We start from the raw sequence: 13,924 nt of genomic DNA, 5'->3' as shown, positions 1-13,924 counted from the left end.
CGTTCGAGGAGCACGTGGCACGGGGTGTCCCCGACCGGGGACTGAGAGCACACCCGTCGAACCTGCTCCAGTTCGCACTGGCGAAGGGATGTCACCGGCATGCCGGCCGTCGACCTGCGCGCCGCCCGCGCGGCGCTGCGCGCCCGCACCCCCCTGGTGCACTGCCTGACCAACACCGTCGTGCAGACGATCACCGCCAACGCCCTGCTGGCCGCAGGCGCCGCCCCGGCGATGGTCGACGCCCCCGAGGAGGCCGGTGACTTCGCCGCCGTCGCCTCCGCGGTGCTGGTCAACGTGGGCACCGTCCACGCCCGCACCGCCGAGGCCATGCGGCTGGCCGCGCGCTCGGCCGGCGCCGCCGGGACGCCGTGGGTCCTCGACCCCGTCGCCGTCGGCGGCCTGGTCTACCGCACCGAGCTGGCCACCGAGCTGGTCGGGCTGCGGCCCACCGTCGTCCGCGGCAACGCCTCGGAGATCCTGGCGCTGGCCGGCGCGGGCAGTGGCGGCCGCGGCGTGGACAGCACCGACAGCACCGAGAACGCGGCGAAGGCGGCCGCCGAGCTCGCGACGCGCACCGGCGGGGTGGTGGCGGTCAGTGGCGAGGTCGACCTCGTCACCGACGGACGGCGGACCATCCGCATCGGCGGGGGATCGGCGCTGCTCACCCGCACCACCGGCGCCGGCTGCGCGCTCGGGGCGCTGGTCGCCGCCTACGTCGCCGCCACGGAGGACCCGCTCGTCGGCACCGTGGCCGCGCACGCGCACGTCGCCGTCGCCGCCGAGCGGGCCGCGCGGCTGGCGCACGGCCCGGGCACCTTCGCACCCGCCTGGCTCGACGCGCTGGACGCCGTCGACGGCGAGGCCCTGGCCGCCGCGGACGTCACGTGACCGAGCCCGCGAGGTCACGCACGAGCACAGCAGGCTGCCTCACCAGAACGACGAGCGCCGGCGAGGAGGTCCCGTGAGGCGCCCGTTCGACCCGACCCTCTACCTGGTCACCGACACCGGGCTGGCCGCCCCGCGGCCGGTCGCCGACGTCGTCCGTGCAGCAGTCGCCGGCGGCGTCACCACCGTCCAGGTGCGCGACAAGACCGCCTCCCGCCGCGAGCTGCTCGGGCTCACCCGCGCGGTGCAGGCGGCGCTGGCCGACCGGCCGGACGTCGCGCTCTGGGTCAACGACGCCGTCGACGTCGCGCTGCTCGCCGGCGCGGACGGCGTGCACGTCGGCCAGGACGACCTGCCGCCGGCCGAGGTGCGCGCCCTGCTCGGACCCGACCGGCTGCTCGGCTTCAGCGTCTCCTCCGTCGCCGAGCTCGACGTCGCCCGTGCGCTGCCGGCGGGCACCGTCGACCTGGTCGGCATCGGCCCGGTGTGGACGACGCCCACCAAGCCCGACGCCGGCAGCGCCCTCGGCCCGGACGGCGCCCGCGCGCTGGCCGAGGCGGCCCGCGCCGTCGGGTTCACCACCGTCGCGATCGGCGGCGTCGACGCCACCCGCGCCGCGGAGGTGGCCGCGACGGGGGTGGACGGCGTGTGCGTCGTCTCGGCCGTGTGCACGGCGCCCGACCCGGACGCCGCCGCCCGAGCGCTGCGGTCGGAGATCGACCGGGGCCGGCTGGCGCAGGCGGTCCGGTGAGCGAGCGGGGGCGGGCGGGGGTGCCGACAGCGCTGACCGTGGCGGGCAGCGACCCCAGCGGCGGAGCCGGCATCCAGGCCGACCTGAAGACCTTCAGCGCCCTGGGCGTCTACGGGACGGCGGTGCTGACCGCACTGACCGCGCAGAACACCCGCGGCGTGACCGGAGTGCACGGCGTCCCGCCGGAATTCGTGGCCGAGCAGCTGGCGACCCTGTTCGCCGACGTCGAGGTGCACGCCACCAAGCTCGGCATGCTCGGCACCGCCGACGTGGTGCGCGCGGTCGCCACCGCGCTGGCCGACCGCCCGGGCGGCCCGGTGGTGTGCGACCCGGTCATGGTCGCGACCAGCGGTGACCGGCTCATCGACGACGCCGCGATCGACGCCGTCCGCACCGACCTGCTGCCGCTGGCCGACCTGGTGACGCCGAACGTCCCCGAGGCCGCGGTCCTGCTCGACGCGCCGCCGGCCACCGACGTCGACGAGCTGCCGGACCAGGCCACCGCGCTGCTGGCCCTCGGCCCCCGGGCGGTGCTGCTCAAGGGCGGCCACCTCGGCGGGGACGAGAGCGTCGACGTGCTGGCCACCGCGGACGGCGTCACGGTCACCCGGCGCCCGCGCGTGGACACCACCTCGACGCACGGCACCGGCTGCACGCTCTCCTCGGCGCTGGCCGCCCTGGCCGCCCGCTCCCGCACCGACGACTGGGTGCGGCTGGTCGACCCCGCCCGCGACTACCTGCACCGGGCGCTGCAGGCGGGGGGCGGCCTGGGCGTCGGCTCCGGGCACGGCCCGGTGCACCACTTCGCCGGCATCTGGCCCGCCTGACGGAACGCTCGCCCCGCCGTGATCATCGGCAGGCGGCTGCCCGCATCGGCGTGCCAGGCACCCAGACGCCGATGATCACGGCGGAGAGGGGTCAGCGGGTGGGCCCCTCCCCGTCCGCGGTCGTGATCGGTACGCAGGTGACGCCGTCCGCGGTGGGCGCGGCGCCACCCAGCCGGCGCAGCAGTGCGGCGACGTCCACCCCGGTGAGGTCGCCGGAGAGCTGCAGCCCCTGGGCCACGTTCGCCGCGACCGAGCGGCCCAGCGAGCCGGCGCCGTCGGCGGAGATGACGGTCATCTTGTCCACGCCCGCCAGCGGCGCCGCGGCCGCCTGCACGACCTCGGGCAGCACCTTGACCAGCATCTCGAGGATCGCCGCCTCGCCGTACTTCTGGAAGGCCTCCGACCGGGCGTCGAGCGCCTCGGCCTCGGCCTGACCGCGGGCGAGGATCGCGGCGCCTCCACGCTGCCCTCCGTCGGTGTCCGGCGACGCAGACTCGCAGCGGGACGGTCCATGATCAACCAGTTGCTGTACCGGTGCGTCTGTTCTCACCCCTGCGGATGACGGGCGACCATGGAGCGCGCCGGCGGCGATGACGAGGAGGTGGGGCGTGCGGCGGGAGGCGAGCATCCTGCACCTGGACCTCGACGCCTTCTTCGCCGCGGTCGAGCAGCGCGACAAGCCCTCGCTGCGTGGCCGTCCGGTGGTGGTCGGCGGCACGGGCGGCCGCGGGGTGGTGGCGACGGCGTCCTACGAGGCCCGCGCGTACGGGGCCCGCTCGGCGATGTCCACCGCGGAGGCGCGCCGTCGCTGCCCGTCCGGGACGGCGTTCCTCGGCGGCCGGTTCGCCGCCTACCGCCGCACCTCCGACGTGGTGATGGGGCTGCTGCGGGAGCTCTCCCCGCTGGTGGAGCCGGTGTCGATCGACGAGGCCTACGTCGACCTGGCCGCCGGCGAGGGCCTGGACCTGTCCGTGGCCGGCGTCACCGGGCTGGCCCGCGGTCTCAAGGAGCGGATCGCCGCGGCCACCGGCGGGGTGACCGGCTCGGTCGGCATCGGCAGCTCCAAGCTGATGGCCAAGATCGCCTCCGACCTCGACAAGCCCGACGGGCTGGTCGTCGTCCCGCCGGGGCGCGAGCTCGAGGTGCTGCACCCGCTGCCGGTGACCCGGCTCGGCGGCGTGGGACCGGCGACCGCCGAGCGGCTGCACCAGGTCGGCGTGAAGACCGTCGCCGACCTGGCCGCCAAGACGCTGCCCGACCTGGTGGCGCTGGCCGGCCGGGCGCACGGCACGGGGCTGTACGCGCTGGCCCGCGCCGAGGACGACCGGCCGGTGCTCGCCGAGCGGGAGGCCAAGTCGATCTCGCAGGAGGAGACCTTCGCCCGCGACCTGACCGACCTCACCGTGCTCGGCCGGTACGTCGACAGCATGGCGGCGCGGGTCGGCAGCCGGCTGCGGGCGGCGGCCTACTCGGGCCGCACGGTCACGCTCAAGCTGCGCCGCTACGACTTCACGACGCTCACCCGGTCGCAGACGCTGCCGCAGCCGACCGACGACCCGCGGGTGATCGCGACGATCGCCGCGCGGCTGCTGACCGAGGCCGGCACGCAGGGCGGGCTGCGGCTGCTCGGGGTCGGCGTCTCCGGGCTGTCGCTCTACGCGCAGGGCGACCTGTTCGCCGCCGACGACGAGCCGGTGGCCGACGACGTCGAGACGGCCGGCGCGGACGTCGAGGAGGTCCCCGAGCCGCTCACCGCCGAGGCCCGCTGGTGGCCGGGCCAGGACGTCCGGCACGACGAGCTCGGCGCCGGCTGGGTGTGGGGCCGCGGCCTCGGGCGGGTCACGGTGCGCTTCGAGGGTCCGCTGACCCCGCCCGGGCCGGTGCGGACGCTGGCCGCCGACGACCCCGCGCTGCACCCGGCCGAGCCGCCGGACTGGCGGGTCAGCGAGCCAGCGCCAGCCACCGCACCACCGTGAGGTCCCGGTCGACCTCGACGACGACCCGCACGCCCGAGCGGGTCACCAGGTGGGCCGTGTACCCGCCGGTGCGGTCGACCTCGACCCGGTCGACGACCGCCCCGGGGTGGTCGGCCAGGGCCACCGTGGCCACCTGGACGGCGACCTCCACGGGGAGGTCGGGCCCGGCGGGTACCGCGGGGCGCGTCCGCAGCCAGAGGATGCGGTACCCGCTCGTCGTGGCGGCCATCGCGGCCTCCCGTCGTCCGGCGGCCCCCGGTGGGCCGCTCGCCCCGACCCTGGGCCGCGCACCTGTGGAATCGCTGGGTGTCAGGTGGCGGTTCCCTCGGGATCCCGGCCGTCGGCGACCATGGGGGCATGACCGAGCAGAGCGCGTGGGTGCGGATCACGCAGGAGGACCCGGGCCACTCGGCCGCCTACGTGCAGCGGTTCCGGGACCTCGCCGCGCAGGGGTTCGACCTGGCCGGCGAGGCGCGGCTGGTCGACGCGATGCTGGCGCGCGGGTCGCGCGTGCTCGACGCCGGCTGCGGACCGGGGCGCACCGGCGGCTGGCTGGCCCGCGCCGGGCACGTCGTCGTCGGGGTGGACGTCGACCCGGTGCTCGTGGCCGCCGCCGAGGAGGACCACCCCGGGCCGCGGTGGCTGGTGGGCGACCTGGCCGAGCTCGACCTGCCCGCGCGCGGCATCGCCGAGCCGTTCGACGCCGTCGTGTCTGCGGGCAACGTGATGGCCTTCCTGGCGCCGGGCACGCGGGTCGCCGTCCTGCAGCGGCTGCGGGCGCACGTGGCCCCCGGCGGCCGGGCGGCGATCGGGTTCGGCGCCGGCCGCGGCTACGCCTTCGACGACTTCCGCGCCGACGCCCGCACGGCCGGCTGGGCGGAGGACCTGCTGCTGTCGACGTGGGACCTGCGGCCGTTCGCCCCGGGGTCGGACTTCCTGGTCGCCGTCCTCCGCCCCTCCTGAAGGAGGACCCCTCTGCCCCGCTGGCTGATCCGGGCGGGCCGGGCCGGGCCGTGATCATGGGGTTGTTGCTGCGGTCTTCGGCGTGCCGCCGCGTGTCACCCGCGACAACCCCATGATCAACTCGCCGGACGGCGGGGCTTCGAGCCGTACACCGCCAGGACGCTCACCGCTCCACCGCGCCCAGCGCCAGGGTCAGGCCGAGGACGCACTGCGGGTCCTCCAGGCGATCGCCGTACAGCTCGCGCAGCTGCCCCATGCGGTAGCGGACCGTCTGCGGGTGCACGAACAGCTCCGCGGCGACCTTCTCCCGGCGTCCGTGGTGCAGCAGCCAGGAGCGCAGCGTCTCCACCAGCTTCTCGCGCGGGCCCGGGCTCAGGCCGTCGAGCGGGGCGAGCAGCTGCGCGCGCAGGTCGCCGAGCGCCTCGCCGTCGGCCCGCAGCACCAGGTCGGTCAGCCGCAGCTCGGTGTCGACGGGCAGGTCGCCGTCCGGGCGCAGGTCCAGCTGCAGTGCCCGCAGCGCGCGCGAGTAGGAGGAGCGGGCCTGCTGCCACGGCCGGGCCGGGCCCACGACGGCCTCCCGCCCGCTCAGCGCCCGGACCAGCTGGGTGCGGACGTACCCGTCGGCGTCCGGCACCAGCAGCACCGTGCGCTCGGCCCCCGGCTCGGCGCCGGGCAGATCTTCCCCGGCCTGCAGCGTGCGGCCGTCGAGCACGGCCAGCGCGCCGCGGACACGGGACTCCGGCAGCAGCACCGCGGTCAGGGTCCGCGGGGGCGCCCAGTCGGCGCGCTCGGCGGCGCTGGCCAGGTCGTACGGGGGTGCGCCGGTGAGCAGCAGCCCGGCCAGCCGCTCCAGGTTCCGGCGGCGCAGCCGGCCGCTGCTGTCGAGGTGGTCGGCGTGCCCGGAGGCGCTGGCCGCCGACAGCTGGTCGATGTAGGCGAACACCAGCTCGGCGAAGCGGGCCAGTGACCCGGCGGGCATGCCGGCCGCCACCGCGGTCTCGCTCATGTGCCGCCAGGCCACCCGGGCGCCCACCCGGTAGGCGCCCAGCAGCGCGTCTATCGAGCGCCCGCTGCGCGCTTCACCCCGACCGAGCTTGAAGGCCTCCTCGAGCGCCGGGCCGATCGGCCGGCTGGGGTCGACGCCGCCGGGCGCCGCCGCCAGCTCCAGGAAGCCGCCCAGGGCCAGCTGGACGGCGTACTCGATCCGGCGGCCCATCGGCCCGGCGAACGCCTCGGTGTAGCTCGGCACCTCGACGACGATCGCCGCGACGGTCCGCTCGGCGACGGCGGGCAACTGGGCGCGCATCGCCGCCGCCACCTCCGCGGCGAAGGTGTCCTGCTCCGGCGCCATCAACACCTCCGCGGTCCGGCGAGTTTGTTCGCCCCGAACAGTAGAGCCCCCGACGTTCACGTCCAGAGCACAGGTAATTACGCGCAGCGCTGGGAACCATCAGGTGTATGACCGCGACCGCCCCGCGCCCTTCCCCGGCCCGGCCGGCCCTGAGTGCGCTGCGCGACCGTGCGATGCGTCTGGCCGAGTACGTCACCACCCCGCTGCTGCCGGCCGACTACCTGGACATGGTCAACCCGCTGCGTGCGGGGGCGGACCTGCGCGGCCGCGTCGTCGCCGTCCAGCGGGAGACCGCGGACGCCGCCACGCTGGTCATCCGGCCCGGCGCCGACTGGCAGCGCCACGTGCCCGGGCAGTGGGTGCGCATCGGCATCGACGTCGACGGCGTGCGCATGTGGCGTGCCTACTCGCTCACCTCGCACCTGGACCGACCCGACGGCTGCATCAGCGTCACCGTCAAGGCCATCCCGGGCGGCAAGGTCAGCAACCACCTGGTGCACCGCACGCATCCGGGCACGCTGGTCCACCTCGACCAGGCCACCGGCGAGTTCGTGCTGCCCGCGCAGGCCCCCGCCAAGGTCCTGTTCGTCACCGCCGGGTCCGGCATCACGCCGGTCATGGGCATCCTGCGCAACCACGACGAGCTGACCGACGTCGTCGTCGTGCACTCGGCGCCCACGCCGGAGGACGTCGTCTTCGGCGCGGACCTGCGGGAGCTGGCCGCCGCCGGCCGCATCCGGCTGATCGAACAGCACACCGACACGGCCGGGCTGCTCGACGCCGCCGCCATCGCCGAGCTGGTCCCCGACCTGGCCGAGCGCGCCACCTGGGCCTGCGGGCCGGTCGGCATGCTCGAGGCCCTCGAGGAGCACTGGAGCGCCGCCGGCATCGCCGACCGGCTGTTCACCGAGCGCTTCCGGCCGACGGTCGTCGTCGCCGGCGAGGGCGGCACGGTGACCTTCACCGGGACCGGGACGAGCATCGAGGCCGACGGGGCCACCCCGATCCTCGACGCCGCCGAGGAGGCCGGCGTCCTCATGCCCAGCGGCTGCCGCATGGGCATCTGCTACGGCTGCGTGCTCCCGCTGCGCGAGGGCGCCGTCCGCGACCTGCGCACCGGCGAGGTGACCACCGCCGTCCCCGGCGACGGCGTCCTCGTCCAGACCTGCATCAGCGCCGCCGCCGGCGCCTGCGACATCGACCACTGACCCCGAGACCGCTGGGAGAACCCGCATGACCGTGCTGCAGAAGAAGGCCGACAACCCGATCGAGCACCTCACCCCCGAGGACATCGAGCTCATCGGCAAGGAGCTCGACGACATCCGCCAGAGCGTGATCGACACCCGCGGCGAGAACGACGCGCGGTACATCCGCAAGGTCATCGACGTGCACCGCAAGATCGAGCTGGGCAGCCGCGCCGTCCTGCTCGCCTCGGGCTTCCCGCCCGCGTGGGTCGTCGGGACGATCGGCCTGTCGGTCGCCAAGATCCTCGAGAACATGGAGATCGGGCACAACATCCTGCACGGCCAGTGGGACTGGATGCGGGACCCGAAGATCCACTCCACGACGTGGGAGTGGGACATGGCGAGCCCGGCCGATCAGTGGAAGCACTCGCACAACGAGCTGCACCACACGTACACGAACGTCATCGGCAAGGACAACGACCTCGGCTACGGCATCATGCGCGTCGACGAGGACCAGCCGTGGCAGCCCTTCCACCTGGGCCAGCCGATCTGGAGCTTCATCAACGCGTGCTTCTTCGAGTACGGGATCGCCGCCTACGACCTCGAGCTCGGCGCGGTCGTCGCCAAGAAGCAGACGAAGGACCCGGAGTTCCGGGCCCGCGCCAAGGCCGTGCTGCGCAAGATCGGCAAGCAGGTGGCCAAGGACTACGTCGCCCACCCGCTGCTGTCGGGCCCGAACTTCCTCCCCACGCTGGCGGCCAACTTCACCGCCAACCTGGTGCGCAACCTCTGGTCGAACTCGGTCATCCTCTGCGGCCACTTCCCCGAGGGCGTCGAGACCTTCGAGAAGAAGTCGATCGACGGCGAGACCCGCGGCGAGTGGTACCTGCGCCAGATGCTCGGCTCGGCCAACATCTCCGGCTCCCAGGCCATGCACATCATGACCGGGAACCTGTCGCACCAGATCGAGCACCACCTGTTCCCGGATCTGCCGAGCAACCGGTACGCCGAGATCGCGCCCAGGATCCGCGACCTGTTCGACCGCTACGGCTTGAACTACCACACCGCGCCCCTGCCGCAGCAGGTCGGGTCGGCCTGGCACAAGATCATCCGACTGTCGCTGCCCAACGGCTGGCTGGAGCTGACCAACCGCCGCAACCTGCTGTCGCAGCTGGCGGTGCTCTACAAGATGACCACGGGCAGCCCCAAGGTCCGCCGCACGCTGCAGCGGAAGCTGACTGCGGGCGTCCGGCTGACCCGGGCGGCCGCCGCCTGAACGAGGACTCGCTGACGCCGGAGGGCGGGGTGCGTGGCGCGAGCCACGCACCCCGCCCTCCGGCGTCGTGCGCACCCTGCGGGTGACGCAGCCCCGCACCTCGGGACCCACGGCCCTGTCGGCTCGGCCGCGCCCGCCGGTGCCATGGAGGTCCTGCACCCGCAGGTCGATGGACGACTACGCCTTCGCGGCCGGGATCACCGAGGTGGTCCCCATCGGGGCTGGTCCCCGAGGGGCTGCGGATCGACGCGCACCTCCAGGGCACGGTCACCGAGGGCCCGCTCGCCGGCGACACGGTGACCGGCATCGACCACCTCGTGCAGCGCCAGGACGGCGTCGGGGTCGTGGACGTACGCATGGTGGCGCGGTCGGCCGCCGGCCGCACGGTCTCCTGGTACGCCGGCGGTCACCTCACGCCCGAGGGCGGGATGCCCCCGCTCGAGGTGGTCGGCGACCCCGGGTTCGTGTGGCCGGCCCTGGAGATCCCCATGCACGGGTGGGCGACGATGCGCAGCGCGGCACCGGACCTGCGGGCGGTCAACTCCACGGTGTACGGCTTCACCGGGACGAACGACGTGACCCGCGGCCAGACACGAGTCCGCGGACAGAGCCTGGCGCGCGTCCTCGTGGGCTGAGGCGCACGTGCGGCGGATCCACGTGGAACAGCGACCACCCCGGCCGGCCGCGGCGTCAGCACTGCCGGCACGGAACCCCGAGAGGCCCAGGACGCCCGTCGTCCTGGGCCTCTCCGCTCTCAGAGGACGGCGTTGTCGCGCAGCAGGGACAGGACCTCGACGGTGCGGTGGCCCTGCCACTCCAGGGCCGCGGCGGGGGAGTAGCTGTCGAAGTCGACCGCCCAGCCGCCGTCGGGCCGCTGCTGGCCGGCGAGCCGCTCCAGCTCCCGCTCGACCACACCCGGGCTGAAGAGACCGCGCGCGGGACCGCCCGGTCGCGGAGTGAAGTCCAGCGGGCGCACGTACTCGTCCGCTGCTCCACCGGCGACGTGCACCAGCCCGTCGGCCGGGACGTGGGCCCGGAGCCGCTGGAACAGCTCCCCCGCCTCGTCGGGGCAGGTGGCCGCGGCGGCGTCGAGGAACCGCGCCGCGAACGCCAGCTCGAGGGCGTGCGGCTGCTCGCCCATCGCGCGCACCGCCGCGAGGCAGTACCTGGTGGCCCGCTCGAGCCAGGGGTGTCCGGCGACGGCGGGGTCGTGCGCGGTGACCCGGTGCGCGCTCTCCGCGACGATGGCGGTGATCTGGAGCGAGGACGACCCGGACTCGGCGGAGGCCCAGAACGGCGCACAGCCGACGGGATCGGGCACCGGGAGGGCGAACGGCAGGCCGCCGTCGGGCAGCGTGACGGTCTCCAGCCAGTCGCACAGCTCCCGAGCCCGGGCGGTGGTGGCCACCGGTGCGGCATCGGCGATCGCCTCGAGGGCGTGCAGCGCGCCGCCCGGCTGGCTCGTGCGGGATCGCAGGTCGGGCTCCAGGCCCCAGCCATAGCCGCCGTCGGGGTTGCGGTACGCCTCGACGGCCGCGAGGACGGCGGTGGCGGCGTCCCGGTCGTCGCCGTCCCCGAACAGCAGGTCGAAGCGGCGACGGTCGAGCAGCCGGGCATGCGTGGCCATGAAGCCGGCGGCGGCAGTCAGGTCGACGGTCATGCCCCCAGCCTGGCCCGGGTGACCGACAGCGGTGCCGTGCTCCACGTGGAACAGTGCCGGTCGTCCACATGCGGGCGGCGACGCGGGTGACGCAGAAGGGCCCGGAGCGTCCAGCGCTCCGGGCCCCTCGTGCCTGCTGGGTCAGTTAGCCATGTCCACGAAGCGGCTGTAGTGGCCCTGGAAGGCGACGGTGACGTTTGCAGTGGGGCCGTTACGGTGCTTCACCAGCATGATGTCGGCCTCGCCGGCCCGCGGGCTCTCCTTCTCGTACATGTCCTCGCGGTGGATCATCATGACCATATCGGCATCTTGTTCGATCGAACCACTTTCGCGAAGGTCGGAGAGCATCGGTTTTTTGTCCTGCCGTTGTTCTGACCCACGATTCAGCTGACTCATCGCAATGACCGGCACTTCCAGTTCCTTGGCCAGCAGCTTGAGAGCACGGGAGAACTCCGAGACCTCCTGCTGACGGCTCTCGACGCGCTTACCGGACGTCATGAGCTGGAGGTAGTCGATGACCACGAGCTTGAGGTCGTTGCGCTGCTTGAGCCGCCGTGCCTTCGCCCGGATCTCCATCATCGTCATGTTGGGGGAGTCGTCGATGTAGAGCGGCGCGTCGGCGATCTCGCCCATCCGGCGGGCCAGCTTCGACCAGTCCTCGTCGGACAGCGTGCCGGCGCGCATGTGGTGCAGCGGCACCTTCGCCTCGGCGGAGAGCAGACGCATGGTGATCTCGTGCTTGCTCATCTCGAGCGAGAAGATGCAGGTGGCCAGGTGGTGCTTCACCGTCGCCGACCGGGCGATGTCCAGGCCGAGCGTCGAGTTGTGGGTCGGGATGAAGCTGCGACCGGCCAGGAACAGGTGGTCCTCGGCGTCGACCTCGATGCAGCGCACGGGCACGCTCTCGATCGGCCGGACGTCAGTGATGAAACGGACGCCTCGGGCGGTGAAAGTGCGCGCACCCCGCTTCTTGTGCACCAGCTTCTTCCGCTCGAGCCGGAACACCTCGTCGTCCGTGCTGAAGGTCAGCGTGAAGCAGGTGGACGACGCCTCGCTGCGACCCCTGACCCGCTTGCGCGTCATCCGCACCCGGTAGCCGAGGCCGGCGACGAGCTCGCGGGCGTCCTCGGCCAGCCGCTGGGTGGTCACCGCGAACTGGACCACACCGTTCGGTGCCACCGTCCCGTCGGTGTCGAGCAACCCGGCCAGCAGAGCCCGCCGCTGTGCCACGGAGGCCCGCAGGTAGGCCATCGGGATGTGCTTGTCCCCGAAGACGCCCAGCGAGCGCAGCAGGCCCTGCACGGTGCCGTGCTCGTTCTGGCAGGCCTGGCACTGCGCGAAGCCCGACGACGGGCCGCCGCAGTCCGGGCAGGTCGCCTGACGGCCGACGCCACCGCTGGCCCGCAGCCGGCCGCCGCAGGTCTTGCCACACGTCTGCACCTGGGACGTCCTGGGGACGAACAGCTCGCCGCACATGGGACACGGCCGGGCCTCGACGGCCGGCCGGTCCGGCAGCCGCAGGGCATATCGCCGGTCGACACCGGTCTGCTCGACGACGAGGCCGTCGGCCTCGATGTGGACCGCGATCTCCGGGTCGTTACTGGTGAAGTGTGCGGCCCGTGAGGTGCCGTCACCCAGCCACACCCCGAGCGCGTACGGCGGCAGTGGGAGGTTCGCCTCCGGCAGCTCCAGGGGCGCCGCGTTGGTCACCGAGTGGTTGAGTCGGGCGTCCTTGGTGGCGCAGCGGACGGTGCGGGCGATCTCCTCCGTCGTCCGGACCTCGCCCAAGGTCCGCTGGTTGCGGTAGCCGTTGTAACCGGTCGCCGCCGCCTGGGCCGACTTCCGGCTGGCGCGGGTCTCGGTCAGCCACTGGTGCCGGGCGTCGGCCACGATGACCGAGCCGTCGGAGAAGTGCACCTCGTAGCAGGGGCGGCCGGTCAGCACCTCGGTGGCGGCCACGACCGTCGTCGGCCGGCCGTCCGAGCCCATCACCTGGTCACCGGCAGCGACCTCACCCATCGTCGTCCAGCCGATCGGCGTCGCGATCGGGGTGTCGAGGGCCAGCGCCTTGCCGACACCCGGCCGGGCAGCGATGACGACCATCTGGCCGGCCTGGAGACCATTCGTCAATTCGTCGAGATCGCGGATGCCGGTGGGGACGCCGCGCGCGGTACCGCCGCGGGAGGCGATGGCGTCCAGCTCGTCCATCGTCGGCTGCAGGACGTCCTCGAGGCGCGAGTAGTCCTCGCTCATGCGCTTCTCGGTGACGTCGTAGATCTCCTGCTGGGCGCGGTCGACGATGTCGTCCACGTCGCCCTTGCCGCCGGCCGCGCCGTAGCCCAGCTGGACGACGCGGGTGCCGGCCTCGACCAGCCGCCGCAGCACGGCCTGCTCGGCGACGATCGCGGCGTAGTAGCCGGCGTTGGCCGCCGTCGGCGTCGACTGGATGAGGGTGTGCAGGTAGACGGCGCCGCCCATCTTCGACAGCTGGTCGGTGCGGTTGAGCTCGGCGGCGACGGTGATCGCGTCGGCCGGCTCCCCCCGCCCGTACAGGTCGAGGATGCAGTCGTAGATCACCTGGTGCGCCGGCCGGTAGAAGTCCGGGCCCGCCAGCACCTCGACGACGTCGGCGATCGCGTCCTTGCTCAGCAGCATGCCGCCGAGCACCGACTGTTCCGCCGCGACGTCCTGCGGCGGCTGCCGGTCGTACTGCGGCGCCGTCGGGATCGGTCGACTGAAGTCGTCGGCCACCGCCACGGGAGGTCCTCCATCCACTCACGGCGCACCCGCGCACAGGCCCCGGCGAGATCGCCGGGGCCTGGTGGGGGAAGCACCAGAACGCTGCACACCTGACTCGAACGTGTGTTCGAGACGTTCCTACCCCGGGGCACCGACAGTTCGGGCGGGCGCGGGGCCGAGGAGGACGTTAGGAAGTGCGGACGGACCAGTCCAACACCGGTGTGGGTGCGCTTCTGCACAACTTGTGGACAAGTCGGTGGACACAGACGTGTCGACATGTGGAGACAGCGGGGGACGTTGTGGCGCCGCCAC

General features: G+C 73.9%; 13 protein-coding genes and 1 riboswitch. Of the genes, 8 read left to right on the top strand and 5 right to left on the bottom strand.

The features are described 5' to 3' along the window. The first annotated feature begins 10 nt into the window (after positions 1-10). Positions 11-106: riboswitch (TPP riboswitch) on the top strand. The 3 genes from thiM to thiD all read left to right on the top strand — a co-directional run bounded on the left by thiM (position 100) and on the right by thiD (position 2,463). Then, positions 100-888 carry a hydroxyethylthiazole kinase gene (gene thiM, locus BLW63_RS21150; RefSeq protein ID WP_091160655.1) on the top strand — a complete coding sequence of 263 codons (789 nt, stop codon included), beginning with the start codon at positions 100-102 and terminating at the stop codon, positions 886-888. (Overlaps the previous riboswitch by 7 nt.) A gap of 73 nt (positions 889-961) precedes the next feature. Next, a complete protein-coding gene (thiE, locus tag BLW63_RS21145) occupies positions 962-1,636 on the top strand; it encodes a thiamine phosphate synthase (RefSeq protein WP_091160654.1) in 675 nt (224 codons plus the stop codon). Then, positions 1,633-2,463, top strand: a complete 831-nt coding sequence (gene thiD, locus BLW63_RS21140) for a bifunctional hydroxymethylpyrimidine kinase/phosphomethylpyrimidine kinase (RefSeq protein ID WP_244522707.1) — start codon at positions 1,633-1,635, stop codon at positions 2,461-2,463. The genes thiE and thiD overlap by 4 nt, the downstream gene beginning before the upstream one ends. A gap of 91 nt (positions 2,464-2,554) precedes the next feature. Here the strand turns inward: thiD and BLW63_RS21135 are convergent, their stop codons facing one another. After that, positions 2,555-3,013: a flotillin domain-containing protein gene (locus tag BLW63_RS21135; protein ID WP_244522706.1), complete on the bottom strand. Its 459-nt coding sequence runs from the start codon at positions 3,011-3,013 to the stop codon at positions 2,555-2,557. Positions 3,014-3,071: 58 nt separating this feature from the next. On the opposite strand from BLW63_RS21135, the gene BLW63_RS21130 reads away from it, so the two are divergent. Then, positions 3,072-4,439 carry a DNA polymerase IV gene (locus BLW63_RS21130; RefSeq protein ID WP_091160651.1) on the top strand — a complete coding sequence of 456 codons (1,368 nt, stop codon included), beginning with the start codon at positions 3,072-3,074 and terminating at the stop codon, positions 4,437-4,439. Here BLW63_RS21130 and BLW63_RS21125 read toward each other — a convergent pair. After that, entirely contained in the window at positions 4,405-4,668 is a 264-nt protein-coding gene (locus BLW63_RS21125) for a hypothetical protein (RefSeq protein WP_091160648.1), read from the bottom strand. The genes BLW63_RS21130 and BLW63_RS21125 overlap by 35 nt on opposite strands. A gap of 128 nt (positions 4,669-4,796) precedes the next feature. Between BLW63_RS21125 and BLW63_RS21120 the strand changes: the two genes are divergently transcribed. Continuing rightward, positions 4,797-5,402, top strand: coding sequence for a class I SAM-dependent methyltransferase (locus BLW63_RS21120; RefSeq protein ID WP_091160645.1), 606 nt, complete (start codon positions 4,797-4,799; stop codon positions 5,400-5,402). Positions 5,403-5,565: 163 nt separating this feature from the next. Here BLW63_RS21120 and BLW63_RS21115 read toward each other — a convergent pair whose 3' ends face one another. Further along, positions 5,566-6,753 carry a PucR family transcriptional regulator gene (locus BLW63_RS21115; protein WP_091160643.1) on the bottom strand — a complete coding sequence of 396 codons (1,188 nt, stop codon included), beginning with the start codon at positions 6,751-6,753 and terminating at the stop codon, positions 5,566-5,568. Between the two features lie 107 nt (positions 6,754-6,860). Here BLW63_RS21115 and BLW63_RS21110 point away from each other — a divergent pair, with 107 nt between their 5' ends. The 3 genes from BLW63_RS21110 to BLW63_RS21100 all read left to right on the top strand — a co-directional run bounded on the left by BLW63_RS21110 (position 6,861) and on the right by BLW63_RS21100 (position 9,848). After that, complete coding sequence (locus BLW63_RS21110; protein WP_091160640.1) at positions 6,861-7,961, top strand: ferredoxin reductase; 1,101 nt, start codon at positions 6,861-6,863, stop codon at positions 7,959-7,961. Positions 7,962-7,986: 25 nt separating this feature from the next. Next, positions 7,987-9,213, top strand: a complete 1,227-nt coding sequence (locus BLW63_RS21105) for a fatty acid desaturase family protein (RefSeq protein WP_091160638.1) — start codon at positions 7,987-7,989, stop codon at positions 9,211-9,213. A 296-nt stretch (positions 9,214-9,509) separates the two neighbouring features. Further along, positions 9,510-9,848 (top strand): hypothetical protein, encoded by a 339-nt coding sequence (locus BLW63_RS21100; RefSeq protein ID WP_091160637.1) that lies wholly within the window; start codon positions 9,510-9,512, stop codon positions 9,846-9,848. 119 nt (positions 9,849-9,967) lie between these two features. Here BLW63_RS21100 and BLW63_RS21095 read toward each other — a convergent pair whose 3' ends face one another. Continuing rightward, positions 9,968-10,873: a prenyltransferase/squalene oxidase repeat-containing protein gene (locus tag BLW63_RS21095; RefSeq protein WP_091160742.1), complete on the bottom strand. Its 906-nt coding sequence runs from the start codon at positions 10,871-10,873 to the stop codon at positions 9,968-9,970. A gap of 141 nt (positions 10,874-11,014) precedes the next feature. Beyond that, a complete protein-coding gene (gene dnaB / locus BLW63_RS21090) occupies positions 11,015-13,630 on the bottom strand; it encodes a replicative DNA helicase (protein WP_091160635.1) in 2,616 nt (871 codons plus the stop codon). Positions 13,631-13,924: the final 294 nt, after the last annotated feature.

This window comes from Geodermatophilus africanus (assembly GCF_900107105.1).
GTDB classification, from domain to species: domain Bacteria; phylum Actinomycetota; class Actinomycetes; order Mycobacteriales; family Geodermatophilaceae; genus Geodermatophilus; species Geodermatophilus africanus.
This window is presented reverse-complemented; position numbering and strand designations above follow the sequence as displayed.